The sequence below is a fragment of the Acidaminococcus fermentans genome (assembly GCF_009696675.1).
GTDB lineage: Bacteria > Bacillota > Negativicutes > Acidaminococcales > Acidaminococcaceae > Acidaminococcus.
In genome coordinates this window covers 86,093-110,826 of the sequence record NZ_VULN01000007.1, presented here as the reverse complement: position 1 = coordinate 110,826, position 24,734 = coordinate 86,093, and the positions used below count along the sequence as shown (strand labels likewise).

Genomic DNA, 24,734 nt, shown 5'->3' with positions numbered 1-24,734 from the left:
CGGTATGGAAAAAATGCTCTATCTGGAATGCAAAAGCGGCATCAGCGGGGATATGACCGTAGGGGCCCTGCTGGATCTGGGTGCGGATGAACAGGTGCTCCGGAAGGCCCTGGCCTCCCTGCCCCTGACCGGATATACGGTGGAAATCAGCCGGGTAAAGAAGGCCGGCCTGGACTGCTGTGACTTCCTGGTGCGGCTGGATGCAGAACACGAGAACCACGACCACGACATGGACTATCTCTACGGTTTTGCCCAAAACCGGGAAGAAGCCCCGGAAAGGGAGGAGCATCATGGCCACCATCATCATCACCATGACCATGAGCACCAGATGGCAGGGACGGAACCCCATCATGCCCATCATCATGAACACCGGGGCCTCCGGGACGTCCTGGATATCCTGTCTCAGGGAGACCTGACGGAAGGGGCCCACAACCTGGCAGTGAAGATCTTCACCATCCTGGGGGAAGCGGAAGCAAAAGCCCATGGCACCACCCTGGACCAGGTCCATTTCCACGAAGTGGGGGCTGTGGATTCCATTGTGGACATTGCCGCTGCGGCGGTGTGCCTGGACAATCTGGGAATCCATGAAGCGGTGATCCCGGTGCTCAATGAGGGGACCGGCAGCGTCCGCTGTGCCCACGGCATCCTGCCCATTCCGGTGCCGGCGGTGGCCAGCATCGCCGCAGCCCATCATCTGCCCCTCCACATCATGCCTTTTGCCGGGGAATACGTAACACCCACCGGGGCGGCCATTGCAGCGGCCATCCGCACCCGGGACCATCTGCCGGAAACCTTTACCCTTGCCAAAGTGGGCCTGGGCGCGGGAAAACGGGAACAGGCCATGCCCAGCATCCTCCGGGCCATGGTGCTGGAGGTGCAGCCAGAAGAGGAACAATCTCCCTGGGAGGAGGATTCCATCTGGAAGCTGGAAACCAACCTGGACGACTGTACCGGGGAAGCCCTGGGCCGGGTAATGGACCGGCTTTTTGCCGCCGGAGCCCGGGATGTGCAATATGCTCCTGTGCAGATGAAGAAAAACCGTCCGGGCTGGCTGATCACCGTCCTGTGCAAAGAGGAACAGAGGAAGACCATGGAGGCCCTGCTGTTCCGGGAAACCACCACCATCGGGATCCGCCGGAGCCGGATGGAACGGAGCATTCTCCGACGCCGGGAAAAGACCGTGGAGACGGCTCTGGGACCGGTGGCCGCAAAGGAAGTGCAGGTGCCGGTGCTTTCTCCGGAAGGGGCCCTCACCGGAGAAACGGAAACCCGGCTGTATCCGGAAGCGGAATCCATGAGGGAATTGTGTACCCGTACCGGCCGCAGCTGGCAGGCAGTGTGGCAGCAGGTGCTGGGAGACCTGGCCCGGGCTGCCCAAAAGGAGGGCTGACCCATGCATATGGCGGATGCACTCCTTTCTCCCGGAATAGCCGGGGTGATGTACGTACTTTCAGGGACCGCGGCCTGTCTGGCGGCCCGGAAAGTAAAAAACAGTGAGGACCCGGCTCTGGTGCCGGAAATGGGGGTACTGGGGGCCTTTGTATTTGCCGCCCAGATGCTGAATTTTGCCATCCCGGGCACCGGCTCTTCCGGCCATCTGTGCGGGGGCATGCTCCTTGCAGCTGTAGTAGGCCCCTGGGGGGGCTTTCTGACCCTGATCGGGGTGCTGGTGCTCCAGTGCCTGGCTTTTGGGGACGGGGGCCTGCTGGCGCTGGGAGCCAATGTGTGGAACATGGCTTTTTACGGCTGCTTTGTGGGAGGCGGACTGGTATGGCCGTTTCTGGTCCGCCGGGGAATGACCCGAAAACGCATCATCCTGGCCAGTATCCTGGGCAGTGTGGTGACCCTCCAGATGGGGGCTTTTTCCGTGGCGGCGGAAACCACCCTGTCCGGGATCACCCAGCTGCCTTTTGCCGCCTTTCTCCTGCTGATGCAGCCCATCCATCTGGCCATCGGCTTGGTGGAAGGGCTGATCACCACAGCGGTGCTGGTATTCCTCTATGAAAACCGTCCGGAGCTGCTCCGGCAGCCTTTTGGAGAAGGGAGGGCAGGGAAGAGTGCCTGGAGCCGGAAGAAGACCCTGGGGGTACTTACCGGCCTGGCCCTGGTGCTGGGGGGTGCCGTCTCTCATTTTGCGTCGGAAGATCCTGACGGACTGGAATGGTCCCTGGCCCGGCTCACCGGTTCCCCTGAACTGGATGGACCGGCAGGGGGAATCTACGGACTGGCGGCCAGGATCCAGGAAGTCACAGCGCTCTTCCCGGATTACCAGATTCCCGGACTGGAGGCCGGTTGGGGGACAGCTTTTTCCGGGATCATCGGGACGGTCCTGGTGCTGGGGCTGATCCATCTGGCCGGCCGGAAACTGACCGGACGGCAGTCATGAAGTCCCTGGACGGGGCCATCGGGACCCTCCATCTGCTGGATGACCTGGCTGCCCGGGACACCCTGCTGACCCGGCTGTTCCCTCTGGCCAAGCTGGCCGCCCTGTTCCTGTATCTGGGATTTTTGACCAGCCTGGAGAGAGGGGCGCTGCTTTCCGGGCTGCTGATGCTTTTGCCCCTGCCTGTGCTGTACCGGGCGGGGAAGATTCCCTTCCGGAGCGCTTTCCGGCAGGCATTGCCGGCGGTGCTGCTCCTTGCCGGGCTGGGACTGGTGAACCTGCTCTATGTCCAGGCTCCGCCGGTTCCGGTGGGACCGTTCCGGATCGGCGCCGGAACCGCCGCCTTCCTGGTCCTGGTACTGAAGGGACTGGGCTGCGTGCTGGCCGGGTATCTGCTCTTGGCCACCACCGGCATGGAACGGCTGGCCTGCGCCCTCCAGAAACTGCCCCTGCCCCAGGTACTGATCATTTCCACCCTGCTTACCTGGCGGTACCTGGTGCTGCTGCTCCAGGAAGGCCGCCGGATGCAGCAGGCCTATGCTCTCCGGGCACCCCGGACCAGAGGGATCCCCTGGAAGATCAGCGGCAGTTTACTGGGACTGCTGTTTCTCCGGAGCCTGGACCGGGCCCGGACTGTCTACGAAAGTATGGAACTCCGGGGATTCCAGGGCCGCTTTCCGGAAACCGGAGCCGAAAGTTCTGTTTGCGCCAGCCTGCTGCTGGTGATCCTGACCCTGGTCTGGTGCCTGGTGTGCCGGAACCTGGGATAACTTGTCTTGCCATTTCATCCATTCTGCTGCTGAAGGAGTCCTGCCCATGTCTGCCATCCTCAAACTGTCCCATATCCGCTTCCAGTATGCCCTGCCGGGCCCGAAAAAAGCCGCTGTCCCGGTATTCCACGACCTGTCCTTTACTCTGGAACCAGGGGAAAAGGTGGGGCTCATCGGCAGCAATGGGGTGGGAAAGTCCACCCTGCTGAAACTGCTGGTGGGTCTTCTGCCCTTGCAGGCAGGGAACCTGGAGGTCTGCGGCCTGCCCCTGGACCGGGACCATCTTCCGGCCATCCGGGAAAAGACCGGGTACGTGTTCCAGGATTCGGACAGCCAGCTGTTCCTGCCAACGGTGGAAAGCGACGTGTCCTTTGCTCTGCGGAACCGGGGCGTGCCCCGGGAGGAAGCGGAACGGCGGACAGCAGAAGTCCTGGCCCAGGTGGGGATGGCGGACATGGCCCGGCGGCAGATTTACCGGCTGTCCGGAGGCCAGAAGAAGCTCACGGCCATTGCGGGCCTTCTGACCCAGAAACCGGACCTGCTGCTGATGGATGAACCCTCCGCTGCCCTGGACCCCAGGAATCGGCGCCGGCTGGCGGAAATCCTTCGGCAGCTGCCCTGTGCCCAGCTGATTGCCTCCCATGATCTGGATTTCATCTGGGATACCTGCAGCCGGGTGGTGCTGCTGTACCAGGGAAAGGTGCAAAAAGAGGGCCCGGCCAGGGAAATCCTCGCCGATCAGTCCCTGCTGGAAGCCTGCGGTCTGGAACTGCCCCTGCGTCTGCAGAAGGAAATTTGAAAAAAGGATGGCTGCCCAATCTGTGCAGCGGTCCCTTGGGATGTGCAAACCGGACCCATAGGGACTGCACGCCGGGCCGCCGCCAAATTGAGTGATTTGATTGAACAGGCTGTTCTAAAACAGGAGGAATTAAATGAAACTTGCAGTAACCTATGATCCGAAAAACGGCGAGATTTTCCAGCATTTTGGCCGGACTGAATATTTCAAGGTCTATGACCTGGCTGACGGAAAAGTGCAGAAGGCGGAAGTCTGCAGCACTCAGGGACAGGGCCATGGAGCGCTGGTTGGGGTGCTCCGGCAGCTTGGAGCAGAAGCCGTGATCTGCGGTGGCATCGGCGGAGGAGCCCAGGAAGGGCTGAAAAAGGCCGGAATCGCCTTTTACGGTGGCTGCAGCGGCCAGGCGGATCAGGCGGTAGAAGATTTCCTGGCGGACAAACTCCAATACCAGGAAGACATCCAGTGCGACCATCATGGGGAACATCATCATGGAGAATGTCATCATTGATGGATGATCCTGCTTCTAAGGGACCTGTTGCGTGCAGCAGGTCCCTTATGGTATTATAAAGAAAAATTCCTGATTACAATTTATTCTACAGGAGGACCATTATGAAGACAAAGATGATCGTTTCTGCTCTTTTGACGGCGGCCGTCCTGCTGGCATCCGGGTGCGGAGGCTTTTCCGGCAGTTCCCAGAGCAATGCCCCGGCTTCTTCCCAGGCTTCCGCCCAAAAAGCCCAGGCACCGGGATTCACCCTGAAGGATACAGCCGGGACTTCCCATTCCGTCCAGCCGGGAGACGGGAAGGTGTATGTGATCAATTTCTGGGCCACCTGGTGCCCGCCCTGCCGGAGTGAAATGCCGGAAATGAACGCTTTTGCCCGGAAGCACAAGGAGAAAGTCCGGTTCTACGCTGTCAACCTCCAGGAAGAAGGCGCCCAGGTCCAGGATTTCCTGAAGAACAACGGATACACCATGCCGGTGCTCCTGGACCGGGACGGGAAAGCCGCCACCCTGTACAAGGTCCGGGTGATCCCCACCACGGTGATCCTGGATGAAAAGGGCAATATCCTCCAACGCCATGAAGGGGTGGCCACCGCCCAGCAGCTGGAAGACGTGCTGAAAGGGAAGCTGTAATGGGTTCCCTGACCCTGGGAGCGGCCTTCGGGGCCGGCTTCCTTTCCTTCGTCTCCCCCTGCGTCCTGCCCCTGCTGCCCACTTTCCTGCTGCTGCTCACCGGTTCCGGCATGGGAGAGGCCCAGTGGAGGGGACGGCTCCTGGCCAATACCCTGGCCTTCCTGGCCGGATTCACGGCGGTGTTCCTGGCCATGGGGGCCACCGCGACGGTTTTGGGCCAGCTGGTGCTGGACAATTGGAAAGTACTGGAAAAAGCCGCCGGGGTGATCCTGATCCTTCTGGGACTCTTTATGAGCGGTTTATGGACTCCGCTGTTCCTGCTGAAGGACCGGCGTCCTTTCCTTCAGCAGAAAAAACAGGGGGTATTGGGTTCCTTCCTGCTGGGAGGTTCCTTTACCCTGGGGTGGACCCCCTGTACCGGCCCCATCCTCACCGCCATCCTGATGGCCGCCGGCAGCCGGCAGACCGCCCGGGAAGGGCTGTTCCTGCTGCTGGCCTATGCCCTGGGGTTCTGTGTACCCTTTCTTCTGGCGGCCCTGTCCTGGGAGAAAATCGGACCCCACCTTCGCCGGCACTACGCTTGGCTGCCCCGGATTCAGAAAGCCCTGGGCCTGTTCCTGATTCTTTTCGGCATCCTGATGCTCAGCGGTATGACCCTGCGGATCATGGCCTTCCTGGCAGGGTAGGGAGGCCATGGATTTTCCTTCGTAATATTCTCTATTTTCAGATTTCTTCTCCATATAGAGTATGCTATAATGATTTTACAGTATACTGTAGAAGAATACGATACAATTTTTTACCAAAAGTTCTGTAAAGGAGGCTGGTTTGTATGGATGGAGAAGGAAAGAAGAAAAAAATCCCTCTGGCGGGGCAGATTTTCATTGCCCTGATCCTGGGTATCATTGCCGGGCTGGCCCTGCAGGGGAACGTGGCTTTTGCCGTCACCTACATTAAACCTTTTGGCACAATCTTTCTGAATCTTGTGAAATTCATCGTAGGTCCCATTGTGCTGTTTTCCATTATGGCAGGGGTGGTCTCTCTCAGTGATATCCGGAAACTGGGTTCCATCGGCGGCATTACCCTGGTCTATTACTTTATTACCACCGCCATTGCCACCACCATCGGCCTAATCATCGCCAACAGCTTCAAGCCCATGTTCCCGGTACTGTCCACAGCGGATCTGGCCTTTAAGGTGAAAAACACCAGCACCGGCCCCATGAAGATGCTGGTTGACCTGTTTCCCTCCAACTTCCTGGCGCCGCTGACCAGTGCCAACATGCTCCAGGTAATCGTTATGGCTCTATTAATCGGCATCGCCATTATCGCTCTGGGCCAGAAAGGGGAGAAGGCTGCTGATTTCATCAACACCTGGAACGATGTGTTCATGAAGGTCATGGAAATGATCCTGGCCCTGTCTCCCATCGGTGTATTCTGTCTGCTGTGCCCGGTGATTGCCCAGAACGGCACCGCTGTCATCGGTTCCCTGGCCAAAGTCATCCTCTGTGCCTACATCGCCTATGCCCTCCATGCCATCCTGGTGTATTCCATGGCAGTACGGGCCATCGGGGGCATGAGTCCCCTGAAATTTTTCAAGGGCATGATGCCTGCCATGCTGTTTGCCTTTTCCAGTGCCTCTTCTGTAGGGACCCTGCCCATCAACATGGAATGTGCCAACAAGCTGGGGGCCTCCAAAGAAGTCACCAGTTTCGCCCTGCCCCTGGGAGCCACCATCAACATGGATGGGACGGCCATTTACCAGGGCGTGTGCGCCGTGTTCATTGCGTCCTGCTACGGCATCGACCTGACCCTGCCCCAGATGCTCACCATTGTGGTAACCGCCACCCTGGCCTCTGTAGGGACGGCCGGAGTGCCCGGTGCCGGGATGATCATGCTGGCCATGGTGCTGGCGTCTGTGAACCTGCCGGTGGACGGCATTGCCCTGGTAGCCGGTGTGGACCGGATCTTCGACATGGGCCGGACCACCCTGAACATTACCGGAGACGCCTCCTGTGCCATTATCGTGACCCATTTGCTGAAAAAAAGAAATAGATAGAAAAAGAAGGGTGCTGCACGTTCCATGCAACACCCTTTTTCATGTAAAATGCCGTACCCGCAGCTTGATTCCACAGCTCTCTGCCACTTTCCGGCTGGCTTCGATCTGGTCCGGGGGCAGCACGTCCACCACGGTCATCCGGGTATCCGGGATCATTTTTTTGCATTCCCGGGCAAAATCCAGCATGGCCTGGTAGGCTCCCGGCAGGGTGGGGCGGGTCACCTTGTTATAGTCCGCCTCATCCGGGGCGTTCAGGCTGATGGAAACCGCATCCAGCACCTGGGCCAGTTCCGGTACGATATCCCGGCCGTTTTCCAGGTTCCCCAGCCCGTTGGTGTTCACCCGCAGCTTCAGTTCCGGATGGATCTGCCGCACATACCGGGCCGTTTTCAGCATCAGATCCAGGGCACAGGTGGGCTCCCCGTATCCGCAGAACACCAGCTCTTTGAACCCGGTGAAATCAAAAGCATCCACCGCTGCCTTTACCTGTTCCCAATTGGGGTTCACCTTGTGCCACAGGGTGGGCGCATCCCCGATGCCCTCATGCTGGAACCGGACGCAGAACGTACACCGGCAGTTGCACAGATTGGTCAAATTGGCATAGACGCCATCTTTATAAGTATAAAGAATCTGAGCCATGATCATTCATCATCCTTTCTCCATGAAACAGTCTGGCTTTTACATCCTGTCTGTCCAGGACTCCGGCCACCAGATAATAGAACAGCAGACTGCCTCCGGACTGGAGAGCACTGCCCATAATGGAAGTCACCAGAGCTGCATAGGTCCCAAAAATCAGTCCTTCTGCCAGGTAATACCCGATGGTGGAAATGATCCAGGACAGGAACGGGGCGATCCGGTTCCGGGTGCACAGCAGCTTCTGGGCTTTCCAGGTAAAAGGCAGCGTAATCAGCGCCTTGATCACAATGGTGGCCGGTGCCCACATGGGTGCCATCAGCAGATCCGCCAGTCCGCCTCCAATGGTTGCCGCCACCAAAGCATAGGGCTGAGGCAGCAGGGACGCAGCCACGTAAATCAGGGTATCACCGAAATGGAGATATCCTCCATTGGATCCCATAGGGATATGACAGATATAGGCGGTGAACAGGCAGATTAGCCCGGCGAACACACCAGTCAGTACCAACAAATGGAGTTTTTCCTGTTCTGTTCGTTGTTGTTTCATCAGGTATTCTTCCTTTCAGCTTGGGAACCATGGGGCAGGGGAGGGGCCAGGAGCCCCAGATAGGGTTCATAATTGATGCCGTCATTGCAAGGGGTGTTTTCCCGCCGGGCATCCCCAATGCCCCTGGCAATGAACCCCACAGCCAGCCGGACTGCTTCTTCCAAAGACCTTTTCTGGAGCAGGGCCCCCAGGACCACCGCGGCAAACAGGTCCCCGGTGCCGGAATAACTGCCTCCCAGATGAGGACTGGAAACCACGGAGGATTTTCCTCCAGCCATTTTTACAATGAAATTCGAAAGAATCGGCGTTTCCCGGTTCTTATCCAGTACAGGGATCCCGGTGATCACCAGGGAACGGCCCTGGAAGCAGCCTGCTTTTTCTTCCAATATAGGGAACAGCGCTTCCGGATCTGTTTGTCCCAGTTTCTGGATGGGCCTCATATCCGTACCGGTGAGGATACAGAATTCCGTGAGATTGGGAGTCAAAAGATCCGCCTGGAAAGCCAGCTGCCGGACGGCCTCAATGGAAGCCTCGGTAAAGCCCCGGTAGGCCCTGCCATTGTCTCCCAGCACCGGGTCGCACAGGTACAGCACCCCGGGTCTGTGGAACCGGTCCAAAAAGGCCCGGACCTTTTCCGCTGCATCAGGCGTGGCAAGATACCCGGAAAGGATCCCGGCAAAGGAAACCTGGAGTTCCTGCCAGTGCTCCGTATAGTCATCCATACGATCGGCAAAGGACAGGCACCGGTATCCCGGGTAGCCGGTCTGGGATGTAAGCACTGCCGTAGGCATAGGACAGGCTTCGATGCCCATGGCTGCCAGCACGGCTATATCGGCTGTAAGCGAACATCTTCCTAGGCCGGAAAGATCATTGATGGCTGCAACACGCAGATGCATAACAAAAGCTCCTTTTGGTTAATATTGTAACGTTTTGACAAACTCTGTTATAACATAGAAACAATTGAAAGAAAAGGAACGGTTTGGGAAATTCTTGAGCCAAACCGTGTCTGAACGGCCGGAAGCACCGGTTCTCCAAGGCGCTTTATCCACACTATTTTACATAATATATATTATTGGACGTAAATTTTCTGGAAAACCAGAGATCTCGATTTGTCCAGAAACTGAGATTTTTCCCGGTATTTCCTTTGGGATCCTTCTTTCAGGACCGGGTTCCCGATCCGGCCGGGTCATTTTTCTGCTGATGCACCGGCCCTGGATTTTATTTTCATACTTCGGGATTTGGCCATACTCTTTAGGATTTATCCATACGGATTCACGGCTTGCACCTGGCTGGATTCCTGATTTTCTTCCAGGTTCCTGTTTCCTTTCTAAACACTCGTTTGACACACAATTGTTTTCCTGTTATACTTATTCTAATTAGATTGGACTCTTGTACCACAAATCCATCCTGTTCAAAGGAGATTTATACCATGACTGATACAGAAATGACGACGGATACGGAACAAAAGAAACCCTCCCGCTCCCATGGGATCAATGCCCGGCAGAGCCAGATCCTCGATTTTATCCGGCAGTACATCTTCACCAACGGCTATCCCCCTTCTGTGCGGGAAATCGGCAGTGCTGTGGGTCTGTCTTCCAGTGCTTCCGTCCACAACAACCTGAAAAAGCTGGCGGAAGCCGGTTTTGTCAGCTGGGATCCGGAAAAGCCCCGTACCTACGGGCTCCGGGAAGAAATCAGCTGGCGGAAGAAAAGCATGGTTCCGGTGCCTCTGGTGGGCGCTGTCCACGCAGGTGATCCCATGCTGGCTGTGGAAAACATCGAAGACACCTACCCCATCCCCCTGGATCTCATCGGCTGCAAGGAAGATGTGTTCATGATGGTGGTGGAAGGAGACAGCATGAAGAATGCCGGGATCCTGGACCATGATTATGTATTTGTCCGGAAACAGAATTATGCCACCAACGGGGATATTGTAGTGGCCCTCCTCAACGGGGAAGAAACCACCATCAAACGGTATTTCCGGGAACTGAAACAGATCCGTCTCCAGCCGGAAAATGATGCCTACCCTCCCATTGTGGGCACCGACAACATCGAAATCAAGGGAAAAGTCATTGCGGTATTCCGTACTTTATAAAGGTTGATGCCTTCCATAGGGCAAATTCCTTTCAGACGCTCAAATCTTTGATTTGAGCGTTTTTCTTTGGCTTTGCCATCCCAGTATAGCACGCATATGAAAAACAGCCTCTGAAGCGAAATTCAGAGGCTGTTTTTTGCTTTCTTATTTTTGCTTTTCCATAATCTGCCGGGCAGCGGCCATCACGGCGATCCGGCCGTGTTCAAAGGTCAGGCCCCCCTGCATGAACACCTTGTAGGGTGCCCGCATGGGTCCGTCGGCGCTCAGTTCGATGGAAGCCCCCTGGACGAAGGTACCGGCGGCCATGATGATGTCATCCTGATAGCCGGGCAGCGGAGAGGGGACCGGCGTCACATGGGCATCGATGGGCGAATGGGCCTGGATGGCTTCACAGAAGGCACAGAGATTTTCCGGAGTCTTCAGGGTGATGGTCTGGATAATGTCACTGCGTACATCATCGGGCAGCGGGGACACTTCAAAGCCCAGGGACTGGAAAACGGAAGCGGCGAACATGGATGTCTTCACCGCCTGGAGAGCTACATGGGGAGCCATAAAGAGCCCCTGATAGAATTCCCGGGCCGTATCCCCCAGGGTGCAGCCCATTTCACCGCCCAGGCCGGGAGCAGTGAGCCTGTAGGAAGCCTGTTCCACCAGATCCTTTTTGCCTACAATGTAGCCGCCGGTGGGAGCAAAGCCGCCCCCCAGGTTCTTGATCAGGGACCCGGCCATCAGATCGGCCCCCACTTCCGTAGGTTCCTTGTCCTCAATGAATTCCCCGTAGCAGTTGTCCACGAAGCAGATGATGTCTGGACGGACCTTCTTCACCGCCTGGCAGATCTCTCCGATTTCCCCTACAGTCAGGGTCTTCCGTTTGCTGCTGTAGCCGCAGGACCGCTGGATGTGGACCAGACGGGTCTTGGGGGTGATGGCAGCCAGGAGGGCAGGGATGTCCGGATGGTCCCCTTCCATGGGGATTTCCTTGTAGGTGACTCCCAGGTCCACCAGAGAGCCGGGAGTCTTCACCGGATGGCCGATAATGGTCTGCATGGTGTCGTAGGGTTCCCCGGTGGCTCCGATCATTTCATCCCCGGGATGAAGATTCCCCAGAAGGGCCACAGCCAGAGCGTGGGTGCCGGATACGAACTGGGAACGGACCAGGGCGGATTCCGTCTTGAAGATATCCGCATAAATCAGGTCCAGCTGGTCCCGGCCCATGTCAGAATAGCCATAGCCGGTGGTGGGCTTCAGGTAAAAATCGGCCACCTGGAACTTGGCAAAGGCGTCCAGCACCTTTTTGGTGTTCACCAGGGCCGCGGCTTCATGGCTTTTGGTATGCTGGGCAACGGTGTCCAGTGCTTTCCGTTCGATTTCATCCCATTGTATATCCATTGGAATTGATTTCCTCCTTAATTGCTTGATTAATTGATGCTTTTATTTCCGGACATAGGGGGCCAATTTCTCTCCCAGGCCCTTGTCCATCCGGGCCCGGATCAGGATCCCGGTTTCCCCGTAGGTTTCCGAAAGGACCTGGGCCTCTTCATGGAGCCGGGCGGCCAGCCTGCTTTCCCCATAGGGAATGGACAGTTCCAGTTCCACCCGGTCCTGCCCTAAAAGCCGGGCCAGGTTTTCCAGCAGTTCCGGTACCCCTTCTCCCGTACGGGCGGACAGGCACAGGGCGTCCTCTTCCTGTTCCAGCCGGTGCCGGAGGCCTTCGTGCTGGGTCAGCCGGTCCACCTTGTTGTACACGGTGAGAATGGGCTTTTCAGTGACTTCCAGTTCCTGGAGCACCTGGTACACCGCCTCTGACTGTTCCCGGTACAGCTCGTGGGAGCAGTCGATTACATGGAGCAGCAGGTCCGCATCCTTCACCACTTCCAAGGTGGATTTGAAAGCGGCCACCAGCTGATGGGGCAGCCGTTGGATAAACCCTACGGTATCCGTCAGGGTGCAGTGGCTCCCATCCGGAAGTTCCAGTTGCCGGGTGGTAGGGTCCAGGGTGGCGAACAGCTGATCCTGGGCATAGATGTCCGAATGGGTCAGGGTGTTCAGCAGGGTGCTTTTACCGGCGTTGGTGTACCCCACCAGACACACCTGCTTCACTTCATTCTTGCTCCGGGCCCGCTGCTGCTGCCGGCGGTTGCCCTTCATCCGACGGATCTGATCTTCCAGGAAAGCGATCCGGTCCCGGATCCGCCGCCGGTCCACTTCCAGCTTGGTTTCCCCGGGCCCCCGGGTACCGATGCCGCCCCCCAGACGGGACAGGCTGGTGCCCTGGCCCATGATCCGGGGCAGCATGTACTGGAGTTGGGCCAGTTCCACCTGGAGCTTCCCTTCACTGGTCCGGGCCCGTTTGGCGAAAATGTCCAAAATCAGCCCGGTCCGGTCGATGATCCGGACCCCCAGGGCCCGTTCCAGGTTCCGCTGCTGGGCCGGAGACAGTTCGTCATCAAAGATGCACAGGTCGATGTCTTCCTGCTGGGCAAACAGGGACAGCTCCTGAACCTTCCCTTTCCCGATGAAGAACACCGGGTCCGGTTTGGGCCGGGACTGGACGAATTTGCCGATGACTTCCGCACCGGCGGTTTCCGCCAGCTGGGCCAGTTCCTCCACGGAATCCTGGGCGGTCCACCGGGAGGCCGTATCCCCCCAGGCCAGGGAGATCAGCATGGCCCGTTCCGGTCCTTCCGCCAGGTTGTGGCCCCGGGACCGTTTGGCCAGGATCTTTTCCACTGTGTGGAGCACATTCCCAAAGGGCATGGCCGCCACATCCTTCACCTTGAAGGGGCCGAATTCCTGGAGCACCGGCTGCTGATCCTCATCCAGATCCGTAATCATCCCGAAGCTGAGGAGAGGCTGGCTGGAGGGATTTTCCCAGGCCATGGCGGCCATGGCATCGAACCGCAGGTCCCGGAGGGCGGACAGATCCACCCGGCTGAGCCGGGGTGCCCCGGAGGGATGGGTGTGGATACAGGCCACCCCGCAGAGCCGGTTCTGGCTTCGGCGGGAATCGGTGCCCGGCAGCTCCACATGGCTGTCGCTGCCTACGGCCACCGCCGTCACCTGGCCCTTCCGGTCCACATAAATGGAGATTTCCCGGTTGATGGCTTCCGTCAAATCCCGCAAAACAAGGGCCAACTCCTCACTGATCAGTTGGCCCTCGTCCGCTCTCAGCTCATAGATCCCTTCCAACTGGGTGAGGACCTGTTTTTTCAGGCCCTCCGTCTTTCCGTAGATCGTTTGAGTCATAGGAGAACTCCTTTTGGTATTATACCCGTGCTTTGGCAGGCTCCATGTTCACCCGGCAGCCCCGGATGGTGTTCCGGTGCATCACTGCCAGGACTTTTTCCGCATGTTCCATGGGCACTTCCACAAAGCTGAATTTGTCATAGATGCTGATCCGGCCAATGCTCCGAGCAGGGATTTCCGCCTCGATGGCAATGCTCTGGACAATATCCCGGACCGTGACCCGGCTGGAACGGCCGATATTCACGAACAGCCGCACCATCCCCGGTTTGGCACCGGTGTTGGCCAGGGCATCCGGCAGGGAACCTTCCTCTTCCGGTTCTTCCAGGGCTTTGGCCCCTTCCTGCATGAACTTCAGGGCAGCAGCGGCGATATCCTGGACATCATAGTCCTTTTCCAGGGTTTCCACAATAGGCAGATAGTCCTGATACCGGTCCTGTTCCAGGATGGTCTGCATCTTGGATACAATCTGTTCCCGCTGCCGTTCCAGCACGCTGGCGTCGGTGGGCAGGGTGCCCCGGATGATTTTGGTCTTGATGCTCCGTTCAATCAGCTTCAGCTGACGGAATTCCCGGGGAGTGATGAAGGTAAGAGCCACACCGGTGTTCCCGGCACGGCCGGTACGGCCGATCCGGTGCACGTAGCTTTCGCTGTCACTGGGCACGTCGAAGTTCACCACATGGGTGATGTTGTCGATATCCAGCCCTCTGGCCGCCACGTCGGTGGCTACCAGGATGTCCACCTGGCCGCTGCGGAACTTTTTCATGACCCGGTCCCGCTGGTTCTGGCTCAGGTCCCCGTGGAGGCCCTCCGCTTCGTAGCCCCGGGTGGCCAGGGCGATGACCAGTTCATCCACGCCTTTTTTGGTCCGGCAGAAGATGATCATCTTGCAGTCGTCGGTGGTGTCCAGGATCCGGCACAGGCCGTCCACCTTGTCCCGGGTTTCATAGTAGTACTGGTCGATGGTGGGCGCAGTGACCACTTCTTTGTGGATGGCCACCATCTTGGGGGTACGCATGTATTTCTTGCTGATGCTCAGGATGGGCCGGGGCATGGTGGCGGAAAACAGCATGGTCTGCCGTTCCGGGGGAACGTTTTTGATGATGTTTTCCATATCGTCCACAAAGCCCATGTCCAGCATTTCGTCGGCTTCATCCAGCACCAGGAAGTTCACGTATTCCAGGTCGATGGTGCCCCGGCGGATATGGTCCAGGAGACGGCCAGGGGTCCCAATGACCACCTGGATGCCCCGTTTCAGGCTGCGGATCTGCCGTTCGATGGGCTGGCCCCCGTATACCGGCAGTACCCGGATCCGTTTGGTCCGGCCAATCTTGCTGATTTCGTCCGCCACCTGGATGCACAGTTCCCGGGTGGGGCTCATGACAAGGGCCTGGATGTGCCGGTCCTTTTCGTTGATCTTCTGGATGATGGGGATCCCGAAGGCGGCGGTCTTGCCGGTACCGGTCTGGGCCTGGCCGATCAGGTCGTCTCCTTCCAGAGCCAGGGGGATAGCCCCCTTTTGGATGGGAGAGGGTTCTTCAAAACCCATTTCCTTCAGGGCTGCCAGGATCTTCCGGTCCAGGTTCAGATCTTCGAAGGAAGTGATTTCCGGTTTGGCAGTTTCCGTTGTTTCCACCGGTTTCTTTTCCATTTCTGTGGTTTCAGTCATAATTTCTCCTTATCTTGTACAGGAGCGTTACAGCTCCTTCACCCGGTCCATGGCCAGAGACAGTGCATTCATGGCCGCCCGGAGTTTGATGGTGGTCCGGGCCGCCTTGAACCGGCATTCCAGGACTTTGGTTCCGTTTTTATCCGCTGCACCGATGTACACCAGGCCCACCGGCTGGGTGGGGGTCCCCCCTCCCGGTCCGGCGATCCCGGTAATGCTGATGCCCAGATCCGTTCCGATTCTTTCCCGGATCCCCTGGGCCATTTCCCGGGCAGTCTGTTCGCTGACGGCGGTGTATTTGTCCAGGGTTTCCTGTTTCACCCCCAGCAGCCGGTGCTTTACGTCATTGGTATAGGAGACCACCGACCCCATGAGATATTCCGAGCTTCCGGGAATATCCGTCACCAGACTGGAGGCCAGGCCTCCGGTGCAGGATTCGGCAAAGGCGATGGTCAGATGTTTTTCTTTCAGCCGTTTGCCCAGGGCTTCCGGCAGGGTTTCGTAATCCACTCCGTAGATGTACTCACCCAGCACTTCCCGGATCTTTTCCTCGATGGCCTGGTTCATGGCTTCCGCCTTTTCCAGGGTATCGCTTTTGGCGGTGATCCGGATGATGATTTCTCCCTTCCGGGCATAGAGGGCAATGGTGGGGTTGGTCTGGGCCATGATGATGGCATCCAGCTTTTCCGCCACCATGGATTCCGTCAGTCCCCGGAGATGCAGCACCCGGGAATGGATGATTCCCTGGGCCGCATAGCTTTTCCGGAGATAGGGCATCACCTGCTGACCGAACACGTGGGTGGTTTCCGCCGGAGGCCCCGGCAGCATGATGATCAGTTTGTGGTCCGGAGTCCAGACCCCGATTCCCGGTGCCGTGCCCACTTCGTTGTTGAATACCACGGCCCCTTCCGGGATCATGGCCTGCTTTTTGTTGTTGTCCGTCATGACCACATGCCGGGCAGCAAAATACCGGGTCAGCTTGTCCAGCCAGAAGGCACTGGGCACCAGAGGCAGATCCAGGTACCGGGCCACCATTTCCTTGGTGATGTCCCCCCGGGTGGGCCCCAGGCCCCCGGTGGTGATGATGATGTCCGCCCGCTTCAGGGCAATGGCCAGCACTTCCAGCAGCCGGTCCCCGTTATCCCCGATGGTGGTCTGGTACAGCACGTTGAACCCGGCATCATTGAGCATCCGGGACAGATACTGGAAGTTGGTATTCACAATATCGCCCAGGAGCAGCTCCGTGCCCGTATTGATGACTTCAACATTCACAGGAAATCACTCCTTTTCCAACTGCCCCACCGCTTCGTAGGTGAAGCCCTGGCTGATCCGGACTTTCACAAAATCCCCGGGGTTCAGGGAAGCCGCCTCTTCCACGTAAATCTTCCCGTCGATGTCCGGGGCTTCTGCATAGCTGCGGCCCACGGCCAGGTTGGGATCTTCCTCATCCTTGCCTTCGATGAGCACTTCCAGCACTTTCCCTTCCCGTTCCTGCTGGATCTCTTCGGAGATCTCCGCCTGGAGGCTCATCAGGGCATGGTACCGGTCCTGCTTTACTTCTTCCGGGATCTGGTTGGGCATAGCCCCGGCTTCCGTACCTTCTTCCTGGCTGTAGGTGAACACCCCGGCACACTGGAACCGTTCTTTTTTCACGAAATCCAGCAGTTCCTGGAACTGTTCATCGGTTTCTCCCGGGAAGCCCACAATGAAAGTGGTCCGCAGGCAGATGTCCGGCATCCGTTTCCGGAGTTTGGCCAGGAGCTCTTCCACCTGTTCCCGGGTATCTCTCCGGTGCATGGTGTGGAGCAGGCTGTTGCTGGCATGCTGCAGGGGCAGGTCCACATAATTGCACACCTTGTCACACTGAGCCATGGTTTCGATCAGTTCGTCGGTGAAGGAATCAGGATAGCAGTACAACACCCGGATCCATTTCAGGTCAGGGATGGTGTTCAGATCCCGGAGCAGTTCCGACAGACGCAGTTTGTGGTACAGGTCGATGCCGTACTGGGTGGTGTCCTGGGCCACCAGGATCAGTTCCCGGACGCCCTGGCTCACCAGATCCCGGGCTTCCTGGAGGACTTCCTCATAGGGACGGCTCCGGTAAGGGCCCCGGATCTTGGGGATGGCACAGTAGGAACACCGGTTGTTGCAGCCTTCGGCAATCTTCAGATAGGCCGTATACTGAGGGGTGGTCAGCACCCGTTTGGCCTTCTGGGTGTATTTTTGCGGAGGCTTCAGCAGGGTGAACCGTTCTCCCGCTTCCACCCGGTCGATGACGCTGCCGATCTGGTCGTAACATTCGGTTCCGATGATGGCATCCACCTCCGGCAGGTCTGCGAACAGTTCATCCGCATACCGCTGGCCCAGGCACCCGGTGACGATCAGCTTCCGATGGGGCTCATCCTTTTTGTATTCCGCCATCTGGAGGATGGTGTTGATGGATTCTGTTTTGGCACTTTCAATGAAGCCGCAGGTGTTGACGATGATCACATCCGCATGGGTGGGGTCATTGGTAATGGTCCACTGGCGCTCTTTGATGAGCCCCATCATCACTTCCGAATCCACCAGGTTCTTGGGACACCCCAGGCTGACTACTCCGATTTCCAATCTGTTCTCCTTCCTTATTTCGCCTTGAACGTACGGGTCACTACGCCCCATTCCTTGGAGCCGTAGGGTACTTCTTTTCCGTTGACAGTGATCACTACATCCCGGATGCTGCCCACATTGACGGAAATGCTCTTGCTCCCTTTGTAGGTACGGGTGGATCCTTTGGGCACCGTAGCCGCTTCCACCTGTTTCCCGTCAATGGTGGTCTGGGTCCAGACCGGTTTCTTGTAGGTGACCACCACCGTGACCCCGTTGCCCTTGCCCAGGGTCTTTTCATCCCCTTTGGACTCTTCTTCTTCCTTCTTGGGCTGGGCCTCGGCGGCTGCTTGTTTTTCTTTCTCGCTCTTTTCCGAAGAGTGGTCGGATTTCACTCCATCGGTGATGTTGGTGGTAGCCTTCAGGTCCGGAGTGGTTTTCCCGCCGAACACGAAATAGGCCATGACCACGGTGAATACGGCCAGGCAGGCCACAAACACCCCGGTGAACACCTTGAAGCTGAAGGCGGGAGTCTTGCTGTCTGCCCCGCCGGCGGCTCCGTATTCTTCCCCGGCTTCGTCTTCCGGAACGGTTTCATAGAGATTTTCGTCGATGAAATCCCGGATCCGGTCCAGGACACCTCCCACTTTGGCTTTGCTGGCGTCCAGGGCTTCTTCCATGTTTTCCCGGTTCAGCGCCGTTTCCACCTTTTTCAGGGCTTCCTTGGGGCTTTCATGGGATTTTTTGGGTTCCGTCCCCTTTCCTGCCGGTTTTTTCCCAACCGCAGCAGCCTGGGCCCCTTTGGCAGCCGGCTTCTCCGGCTGGGGAGCTTTCTTTTCTCCGGTTTTGTCCAACCGTTTGGCAGTCTCTTCCCCCTTGGGAGCTTCCGGCTTCCCGGTTCCAGCTACTGGCTGGGCAGCCTTGGGTCCGGGGGCCGTTTGGGGTTCCGGACCTGCCGCCTCCTTCGCTGCTTCCGGCTTTGTCGGTGCGGCCTGGGCCGACGGTTTCACCGGTTTCATCACCTGGGTGGCTTCCATGGCTTCCTTTTTCCGCTTCTGGGGAGCCTGGGCTTCCTGAGCGGTCCGACGGCTGTTTCCATAGCCCACCGGCTCCATATCCTTCAGGGCCTGGACCTTGTCAAAAGGTTCCGGAGCCTGAGAGGATTCCGTTTTGGGAGATGCCGGCTGAGGCACCGGGGGCTCCGTTTTTGCCTGCTTCTTTCCGGCAAAGGTTTCCGGACGCAGGATAATGGTATCGGAACTTTTCGGCAGCTCCGGCTGGGGTACCAACGGTTCCGGCGACTTCAGGATCTTTTCCGGTTCGCTGCCGGTCCGGTAGGCCTCCACAAGGCCGTTGCCGTCCAGGCCCAGATAGTTCCCGTAGTTCCGGAGAAAGCCCCGGATGAACACATCCCCCGGAATCTTGTGGAAATCTCCCTCTTCCAGGGCTGCCAGATAGGGTTCCCGGATGCCGGTATGTTCGGCAACCTGTTCCAGGGTCAGATGTTTGGCTTCCCGGTGCTGCTGTAAATAGGTTCCAATTTTGTTTTTCATGGTACAACCTCACTTTTAGACGGGGTAGAGCGGCGCAGGCAGGAGAATCACGGTTCTTCCTGCTTCAGCCCTTTGGTGAAGAACTTTTCTTTGATGGTGGCGGGGCTCATAATGAGCGGCCTTGGCTTGCTGCCGTCCGCCGGTCCTATGATGCCCTTTTCTTCCATGGCGTCCACCAGCCGTGCCGCCCGGGTGTACCCGATCCGGAACTTCCGCTGGAGCATGGACGAGGATGCCTGCTGGGTGGCCATGACCAGCTCCACCGCATCCTGGAAAAGTTCGTCTTCCTCGCTGTCTTCCCCTTTCTTTTCCTCTTCCGCCCCATTGAGCTTCTGAGTGGTCACTTCACTGGAATAGGAGGTGGGTATGGCTTCCGCCTTGATGAAATCCACCACCCGGTTCAGTTCGTCGTCGGCAATAAAGGCCCCCTGGACACGGATGGGTTTGTTGGCTCCCGTAGGGAAGAACAGCATGTCCCCCCGTCCCAGGAGTTTTTCCGCACCGCTGGCGTCCAGGATGGTCCGGCTGTCGATCTGGCTGGAAACCGCAAAGGCAATCCGGGAAGGGATATTGGCCTTGATGGTCCCTGTGAGCACGTCCACCGACGGCCGCTGGGTGGCCAGGATCAGATGGATCCCGGCAGCACGGGCCTTCTGGGCCAGCCGCAGGATAGCATCTTCCACGTCCACTGCAGCCACCATCATCAGGTCGGACAACTCGTCGATGATCACCACTATGAAGGGCAGCTTTTCTCCCGGCTGCACATGGGCATTGTAGTCGTCGATCTTCCGGACCTGGGTCTTGGCGAACAGACTGTACCGCCGTTCCATTTCCACCACCGCCCAGTGGAGGGCGGAAGCGGCCTGCTTGGGCCCGGTGACCACCGGTGTGAGCAGGTGGGGGATCCCGTTGTAGTTGGTCAGTTCCACCACTTTCGGGTCCACCAGGATCAGCTTCACCTCATCAGGAGCCGCCTTGTACAGCAGGCTGCAGATGATGGTGTTGATGCACACACTCTTCCCGGACCCGGTGGATCCGGCAATGAGCAGATGGGGCATCTTGGTCAGGTCCGCCACCACCACATGGCCGGAAATATCCTTCCCCAGGCCGATGCACAGCTTGCCTTTGGCATTCTTCACTTCCGGACAATCCACAATGGACCGGAAAGAAACCGGCTCCGAAGTCTTGGAAGGCACTTCGATGCCGATGGCCGCCTTTCCGGGAATGGGTTCGATCCGGACGCTGGACACCGCCAGTTTCAGGGCAATGTCTTCCGACAGGTTCTGGATCTTGTTCACCTTCACCCCGGGAGCCGGTTCCAGTTCATACCGGGTCACGGAAGGTCCCTTGGTCACGTTCACCAGGGTGGCGTTCACCCCGAAATCGTGGAGGGTCTGCTCGATGGTGCTCCCCTGGGTTTCGATTTCCGCCTGGAAGTTCTTCTTGTTCACCGGTTTGTCCCGGTTCAGCAGATCCAGAGGCGGGAATTCGTAGGGGATCACTTCCCCGGTTTCCGCGTTTTCCAGACGGGTGGTCTGGGCTTCCGGTGCCGGAGCTTCCCACTGGGGTTCCTCCTGGTCACGGGCATCGTCAGAGGTAGTAATGGTAAACTTCCGGGGCGGTTCTCCCGTCCCCATCTGTTCCTTCTGGAACTTCAGGATGGGAGCCGTACCGGCAGCATTTACCTTCTCTTTCAGCCGCTCCGCCAGAGAAGGTTTCTTTTCCGGTTCCGGCTTTTTCCGGGGATTCCCGTCATCCTTTTCCTGGTCGTAGAAGGAATCATGGTTCCGTTTCCGCCGTTCCTGGTAGTCCTCCCATTTCTGGGCCACCGTCTCGGCCCCTTCCTTTACCCCGTCCTGGGCGGTCTGGAGAGGACTCCGCAGGGAAAATTTCCCGGACAGCACCAGGGAAATCAGCGTGGTGGCGGTAAGGACAATGAGTGCCCCCACCCGGCCGGCCACCTTTGTTAAAACAAACACGATGGTGCCTCCCAGGAGGCCACCACCGGTCATCAGATACTCAGGAATCAGTTCATGGCCTTCCGGCACCTTGTGCATGTGCCACAGGCTCAGGACAGAAACAAGGAACAGCAGGAGTGTAAAGAACTTTTTGGAATACCGCAGATGTTCGTGATTCAGGATGTACCCCATCCCCAGCACCATTAAGTACAGAGGGAAGAGAAAAGCTCCCACCCCCAGGGCGTAGGTCAGGACCTTCTTGAGGAAAGCCCCGGCGCTGCCCATGGGGATTCCCCCCAGGGCACAAAGCACAATGAGGCCGAAGGCGCCCAACAGGATGCCCAGTACTTCCCGGTTGAAGGTGAATTCGATTTTCTTGTTGTTTCTGCGAGTCCGTTCTCTTTTTTCCACGCTGTTCCCTTCCTGAAGATTTTTGGTTTATTGGAATCAGATTTCCATGATCAGAGGGAGGATCATGGGACGCCGTCTGGTCTTTTCGAACAGATACCGGCCCAGGCTGTCCCGGACGGCACTCTTCAGTGCGGACCATTCGGTGATGTTGTTTTCATGGCATTTGTCCAGAGTGCTCAGCACCCGGTCCCGGGCGCCTTCCATCAGCTCTTCGGATTCCCGGACGTACACAAAGCCCCGGGATACGATATCCGGGCCGGCGGCGATCCGGTAATTGCTGTGGTCGATGGTCACCACCACGATCAGGATCCCGTCCTGGGACAATTGCCGGCGGTCCCGGAGCACCACATTGCCCACGTCGCCCACTCCCAGGCCGTCAATGAGCACCCGGCCGGCGGTGACTTTGCCGGAAATCCCGATGGAATCCCGGGTCAGGTCAACTACAGAGCCGTTTTCCGCAATGACGATGTTTTCCTTGGGCATACCCAGCTGCATGGCCAGTTTCTTGTGTTTTACCAGGTGACGGTATTCCCCGTGGACCGGCATGAAGAACTTGGGATGGACCAGCCGGTGCATCAGTTTGATTTCTTCCTGGCTGGCGTGGCCGGAAACATGGATCCCCTGTTCCCGTCCGTAGATCACTTCAGCTCCCTGTTTGTACAGGTTGTCGATGGTCCGGGCCACACCTTTCTCGTTGCCGGGAATGGGGGTGGCGGAAATGATCACCGTGTCACCGGGCATAATGGACACCTTCCGGTGGTCACTGTTGCTCATCCGGGTCAGGGCACTCATGGGTTCTCCCTGGCTGCCGGTGGTGATGATGGCAATCTGCCGGGGTGCATAGTTCCGGCATTCGTCAATGTCGATGAGCACACCCTGGGGCACCTTCAGGTAACCCATTTCAATGGAAATGTTCACCACGTTCACCATGCTCCGGCCGATCACCGCCACTTTCCGGCGGGTCATTACCGCCGCGTCGATCACCTGCTGGATCCGGTGCACGTTTGAAGAGAAGGTGGCCACGATCACCCGGTTCCTGGCCATCCGGAACTGTTCGTCCAGGGTCTTGCCCACGCTCTTTTCGCTGGGGGTATACCCGGTCCGTTCAATGTTGGTGGAATCGCTCATCAGGAGCAGCACGCCTTTGCGGCCCACTTCAGACAGCTTAGCATAGTCGGTCACCTGTCCGTCCACCGGAGTCTGGTCGAACTTGTAGTCACCGGTGTGGACAATCACCCCAACCGGAGTGTGGATGGCCAGGGCAACCGCATCGGGAATACTGTGGTTGACCCGGATGAATTCCACCCGGAAGGCGCCGGCCCGGACCGTAGCCCCAGGCTTCACCATTTTGCATTTGCTGTCAGAGACGCCGTTTTCCTTCAGACGGCCGGACAGGATCCCCAGAGTCAGGGGAGTGCCGTACACCGGCACGTCAAAATCCTTCATCACATAAGGCAGAGCGCCAATGTGGTCTTCGTGGCCGTGGGTCAGGAAAATAGCCTTGAACTTCTCCTTGTTTTCCATCAGGAACGTAGTATCCGGGATCACCAGGTCAATGCCCAGCATGTCATCATCGGGGAATGCCAGACCGGCATCCACCAGGATCATGTCGTTGCCATACACAAAGGCCGTCATGTTCTTGCCGATTTCTCCCAGACCGCCCAGCGGAATGATGGATAATTTTTTCTGTTGTCCTTTATTGTTATTCAAAGGGACACCTCCTTCGTATTTTTGCATATCAAAAGACTGGAGTATCTTCGCGTTCCATACTCCCTTTTCGAAACTATGTTTTCAATTCCCGTATCCCCTACGAATCCGAACGATAACCATCGCTTCTGGTTCTATAGGACTAGTCTCTTGTTCAACATTATACAGGTTTGACGCCTGTTTTGCAAATCAAGTTTTGGCTGACCCCTCAGGAACCGATTTTTTGTTCCTTTATGAATTGTTCGGCACCGGGGGCCAACGGAAGCAGCGGATCCAGGAAGAACCGTTTCTCCACATCCCGGTACAGGGCAGGTTGTTTGGTCTGGAGTTCCTTCCAGTGAGGCCACAGACGGTCCAGGAAATTCTTTACCGTGTCCTTGTGCACCGTCTTCCGGGTCACCAGGAGACACTGAAGAGCCACACTGGCACAGGGCCGGGTCTGGTTGGGATAGGTCCCTACCGGGATCACCACCGGCTGATACAGGGAATAGGCGGCCACCAGGTCTTCCAGGTCCTGGCCTTCGATAGGGACCAGCACCAGCCGCCGCTGCCGGGCCAGATCCCGGAGAGCCGGATGGGGCAGGGCGGAAGTGAGGATGGCCGCATCCACGGTGCCTTCCTTCAGAGCCCGGACCGTGTCATCCACCGAAAGATACTGGACCCGCACATCGTCTTCCGCAAGGCCCGCTGCTTCCAGTACCTGTCTGGCGTTGAGAGAGGAACCGGAACCGGCAGCCCCCAGGGATACGGTCTTTCCTTTCAGGTCCTGGAGTTTCCGGATCCCGGTCAGGTCGTAGGTAATGATCTGGACCGTTTCCCCTTGAAGGGTCCCCACCTGTTCCAGATCCTTCAGAGGCCGGTCTTCATAGGGCCCGGTGCCTGTATAGGCATACCAGGCCACGTCGCTCTGGACCAGGGCCAGGTCCGCTTTCTGCTGGCGCAGCAGTTCGATATTGGCCAAAGAGCCCGCTCCGTCCTGGAGCTTCAGCAGCGGCTGCCGGCCGTCCTGGTTCAAAGCGTTCACCAGGTCGTTCCCCAGACTGCCGTAAGCCCCCACCAGCTGGCCTCCTGCCAGCACCGTTTCTTTGGGAGGTGTTTTCCCCCGTTCCAGGTTTCCTGTCTTTGCCCCGCAGCCTGCGGTGCAGAAAAAGAGCAGGGCCAGAACGGAAAAGATCAGTTTCTTCATAGGTCTCTCC

General features: G+C 57.9%; 22 protein-coding genes. 9 read left to right on the top strand and 13 right to left on the bottom strand.

All coding sequences use genetic code 11. The features are described 5' to 3' along the window. Positions 1 to 4 precede the first annotated feature (4 nt). From larC to FX155_RS06210, 8 genes are all read left to right on the top strand, one after another. The gene (larC, locus tag FX155_RS06245; protein WP_154488090.1) at positions 5 to 1,390 is read left to right on the top strand and encodes a nickel pincer cofactor biosynthesis protein LarC; all 1,386 of its coding nucleotides are present in this window, start codon (positions 5 to 7) and stop codon (positions 1,388 to 1,390) included. A gap of 3 nt (positions 1,391 to 1,393) precedes the next feature. After that, entirely contained in the window at positions 1,394 to 2,386 is a 993-nt protein-coding gene (locus FX155_RS06240) for an energy-coupling factor ABC transporter permease (RefSeq protein WP_154488089.1), read from the top strand. Beyond that, positions 2,383 to 3,153, top strand: coding sequence for an energy-coupling factor transporter transmembrane component T family protein (locus tag FX155_RS06235; RefSeq protein WP_154488088.1), 771 nt, complete (start codon positions 2,383 to 2,385; stop codon positions 3,151 to 3,153). Before FX155_RS06240 ends, FX155_RS06235 begins: the two co-directional genes overlap by 4 nt. 46 nt (positions 3,154 to 3,199) lie before the next feature. Continuing rightward, positions 3,200 to 3,952, top strand: coding sequence for an energy-coupling factor ABC transporter ATP-binding protein (locus FX155_RS06230; protein WP_154488087.1), 753 nt, complete (start codon positions 3,200 to 3,202; stop codon positions 3,950 to 3,952). Positions 3,953 to 4,085: 133 nt separating this feature from the next. After that, on the top strand, positions 4,086 to 4,457 hold the full coding sequence (locus FX155_RS06225; protein ID WP_154488086.1) for a NifB/NifX family molybdenum-iron cluster-binding protein: 372 nt from the start codon (positions 4,086 to 4,088) through the stop codon (positions 4,455 to 4,457). Positions 4,458 to 4,558: 101 nt separating this feature from the next. Then, a complete protein-coding gene (locus tag FX155_RS06220; RefSeq protein ID WP_154488085.1) occupies positions 4,559 to 5,086 on the top strand; it encodes a TlpA family protein disulfide reductase in 528 nt (175 codons plus the stop codon). Continuing rightward, positions 5,086 to 5,772, top strand: a complete 687-nt coding sequence (locus tag FX155_RS06215; RefSeq protein ID WP_154488084.1) for a cytochrome c biogenesis CcdA family protein — start codon at positions 5,086 to 5,088, stop codon at positions 5,770 to 5,772. Before FX155_RS06220 ends, FX155_RS06215 begins: the two co-directional genes overlap by 1 nt. A 143-nt stretch (positions 5,773 to 5,915) precedes the next feature. Next, on the top strand, positions 5,916 to 7,139 hold the full coding sequence (locus FX155_RS06210; protein ID WP_154488083.1) for a dicarboxylate/amino acid:cation symporter: 1,224 nt from the start codon (positions 5,916 to 5,918) through the stop codon (positions 7,137 to 7,139). 39 nt (positions 7,140 to 7,178) lie between these two features. Here the strand turns inward: FX155_RS06210 and FX155_RS06205 are convergent, their stop codons facing one another. The 4 genes from FX155_RS06205 to FX155_RS06190 all read right to left on the bottom strand — a co-directional run bounded on the left by FX155_RS06205 (position 7,179) and on the right by FX155_RS06190 (position 9,665). Further along, positions 7,179 to 7,778, bottom strand: coding sequence for a TIGR04100 family radical SAM protein (locus FX155_RS06205; protein ID WP_154488082.1), 600 nt, complete (start codon positions 7,776 to 7,778; stop codon positions 7,179 to 7,181). After that, positions 7,753 to 8,319, bottom strand: coding sequence for a TIGR04002 family protein (locus FX155_RS06200; protein WP_154488081.1), 567 nt, complete (start codon positions 8,317 to 8,319; stop codon positions 7,753 to 7,755). Before FX155_RS06200 ends, FX155_RS06205 begins: the two co-directional genes overlap by 26 nt. Next, a complete protein-coding gene (locus FX155_RS06195; protein WP_154488080.1) occupies positions 8,319 to 9,215 on the bottom strand; it encodes a bifunctional hydroxymethylpyrimidine kinase/phosphomethylpyrimidine kinase in 897 nt (298 codons plus the stop codon). The genes FX155_RS06200 and FX155_RS06195 overlap by 1 nt, the downstream gene beginning before the upstream one ends. A gap of 159 nt (positions 9,216 to 9,374) precedes the next feature. Continuing rightward, positions 9,375 to 9,665 carry a hypothetical protein gene (locus FX155_RS06190; protein WP_154488079.1) on the bottom strand — a complete coding sequence of 97 codons (291 nt, stop codon included), beginning with the start codon at positions 9,663 to 9,665 and terminating at the stop codon, positions 9,375 to 9,377. A 98-nt stretch (positions 9,666 to 9,763) separates the two neighbouring features. On the opposite strand from FX155_RS06190, the gene lexA reads away from it, so the two are divergent. Continuing rightward, a complete protein-coding gene (gene lexA, locus FX155_RS06185; RefSeq protein ID WP_154488113.1) occupies positions 9,764 to 10,414 on the top strand; it encodes a transcriptional repressor LexA in 651 nt (216 codons plus the stop codon). A gap of 144 nt (positions 10,415 to 10,558) precedes the next feature. Here the strand turns inward: lexA and FX155_RS06180 are convergent, their stop codons facing one another. The 9 genes from FX155_RS06180 to FX155_RS06140 form a co-directional block, all read right to left on the bottom strand. Then, complete coding sequence (locus tag FX155_RS06180) at positions 10,559 to 11,803, bottom strand: aminotransferase class I/II-fold pyridoxal phosphate-dependent enzyme (protein ID WP_022486983.1); 1,245 nt, start codon at positions 11,801 to 11,803, stop codon at positions 10,559 to 10,561. A 42-nt stretch (positions 11,804 to 11,845) separates the two neighbouring features. After that, entirely contained in the window at positions 11,846 to 13,660 is a 1,815-nt protein-coding gene (gene hflX, locus FX155_RS06175; protein WP_154488078.1) for a GTPase HflX, read from the bottom strand. A 19-nt stretch (positions 13,661 to 13,679) separates the two neighbouring features. Further along, complete coding sequence (locus tag FX155_RS06170; RefSeq protein ID WP_370834571.1) at positions 13,680 to 15,308, bottom strand: DEAD/DEAH box helicase; 1,629 nt, start codon at positions 15,306 to 15,308, stop codon at positions 13,680 to 13,682. 45 nt (positions 15,309 to 15,353) lie between these two features. Continuing rightward, the gene (locus FX155_RS06165; protein WP_022487818.1) at positions 15,354 to 16,598 is read right to left on the bottom strand and encodes a competence/damage-inducible protein A; all 1,245 of its coding nucleotides are present in this window, start codon (positions 16,596 to 16,598) and stop codon (positions 15,354 to 15,356) included. A 6-nt stretch (positions 16,599 to 16,604) separates the two neighbouring features. Then, positions 16,605 to 17,933, bottom strand: coding sequence for a 30S ribosomal protein S12 methylthiotransferase RimO (rimO, locus tag FX155_RS06160; protein ID WP_022487817.1), 1,329 nt, complete (start codon positions 17,931 to 17,933; stop codon positions 16,605 to 16,607). 14 nt (positions 17,934 to 17,947) lie between these two features. Continuing rightward, positions 17,948 to 19,462 (bottom strand): helix-turn-helix domain-containing protein, encoded by a 1,515-nt coding sequence (locus FX155_RS06155; protein ID WP_154488077.1) that lies wholly within the window; start codon positions 19,460 to 19,462, stop codon positions 17,948 to 17,950. Positions 19,463 to 19,509: 47 nt separating this feature from the next. Then, the gene (locus FX155_RS06150; protein WP_326831113.1) at positions 19,510 to 21,831 is read right to left on the bottom strand and encodes an FtsK/SpoIIIE family DNA translocase; all 2,322 of its coding nucleotides are present in this window, start codon (positions 21,829 to 21,831) and stop codon (positions 19,510 to 19,512) included. A 36-nt stretch (positions 21,832 to 21,867) separates the two neighbouring features. Continuing rightward, complete coding sequence (locus tag FX155_RS06145) at positions 21,868 to 23,541, bottom strand: ribonuclease J (protein WP_022487813.1); 1,674 nt, start codon at positions 23,539 to 23,541, stop codon at positions 21,868 to 21,870. Between the two features lie 205 nt (positions 23,542 to 23,746). After that, positions 23,747 to 24,724: a TAXI family TRAP transporter solute-binding subunit gene (locus tag FX155_RS06140; RefSeq protein ID WP_154488075.1), complete on the bottom strand. Its 978-nt coding sequence runs from the start codon at positions 24,722 to 24,724 to the stop codon at positions 23,747 to 23,749. Positions 24,725 to 24,734 lie beyond the last annotated feature (10 nt).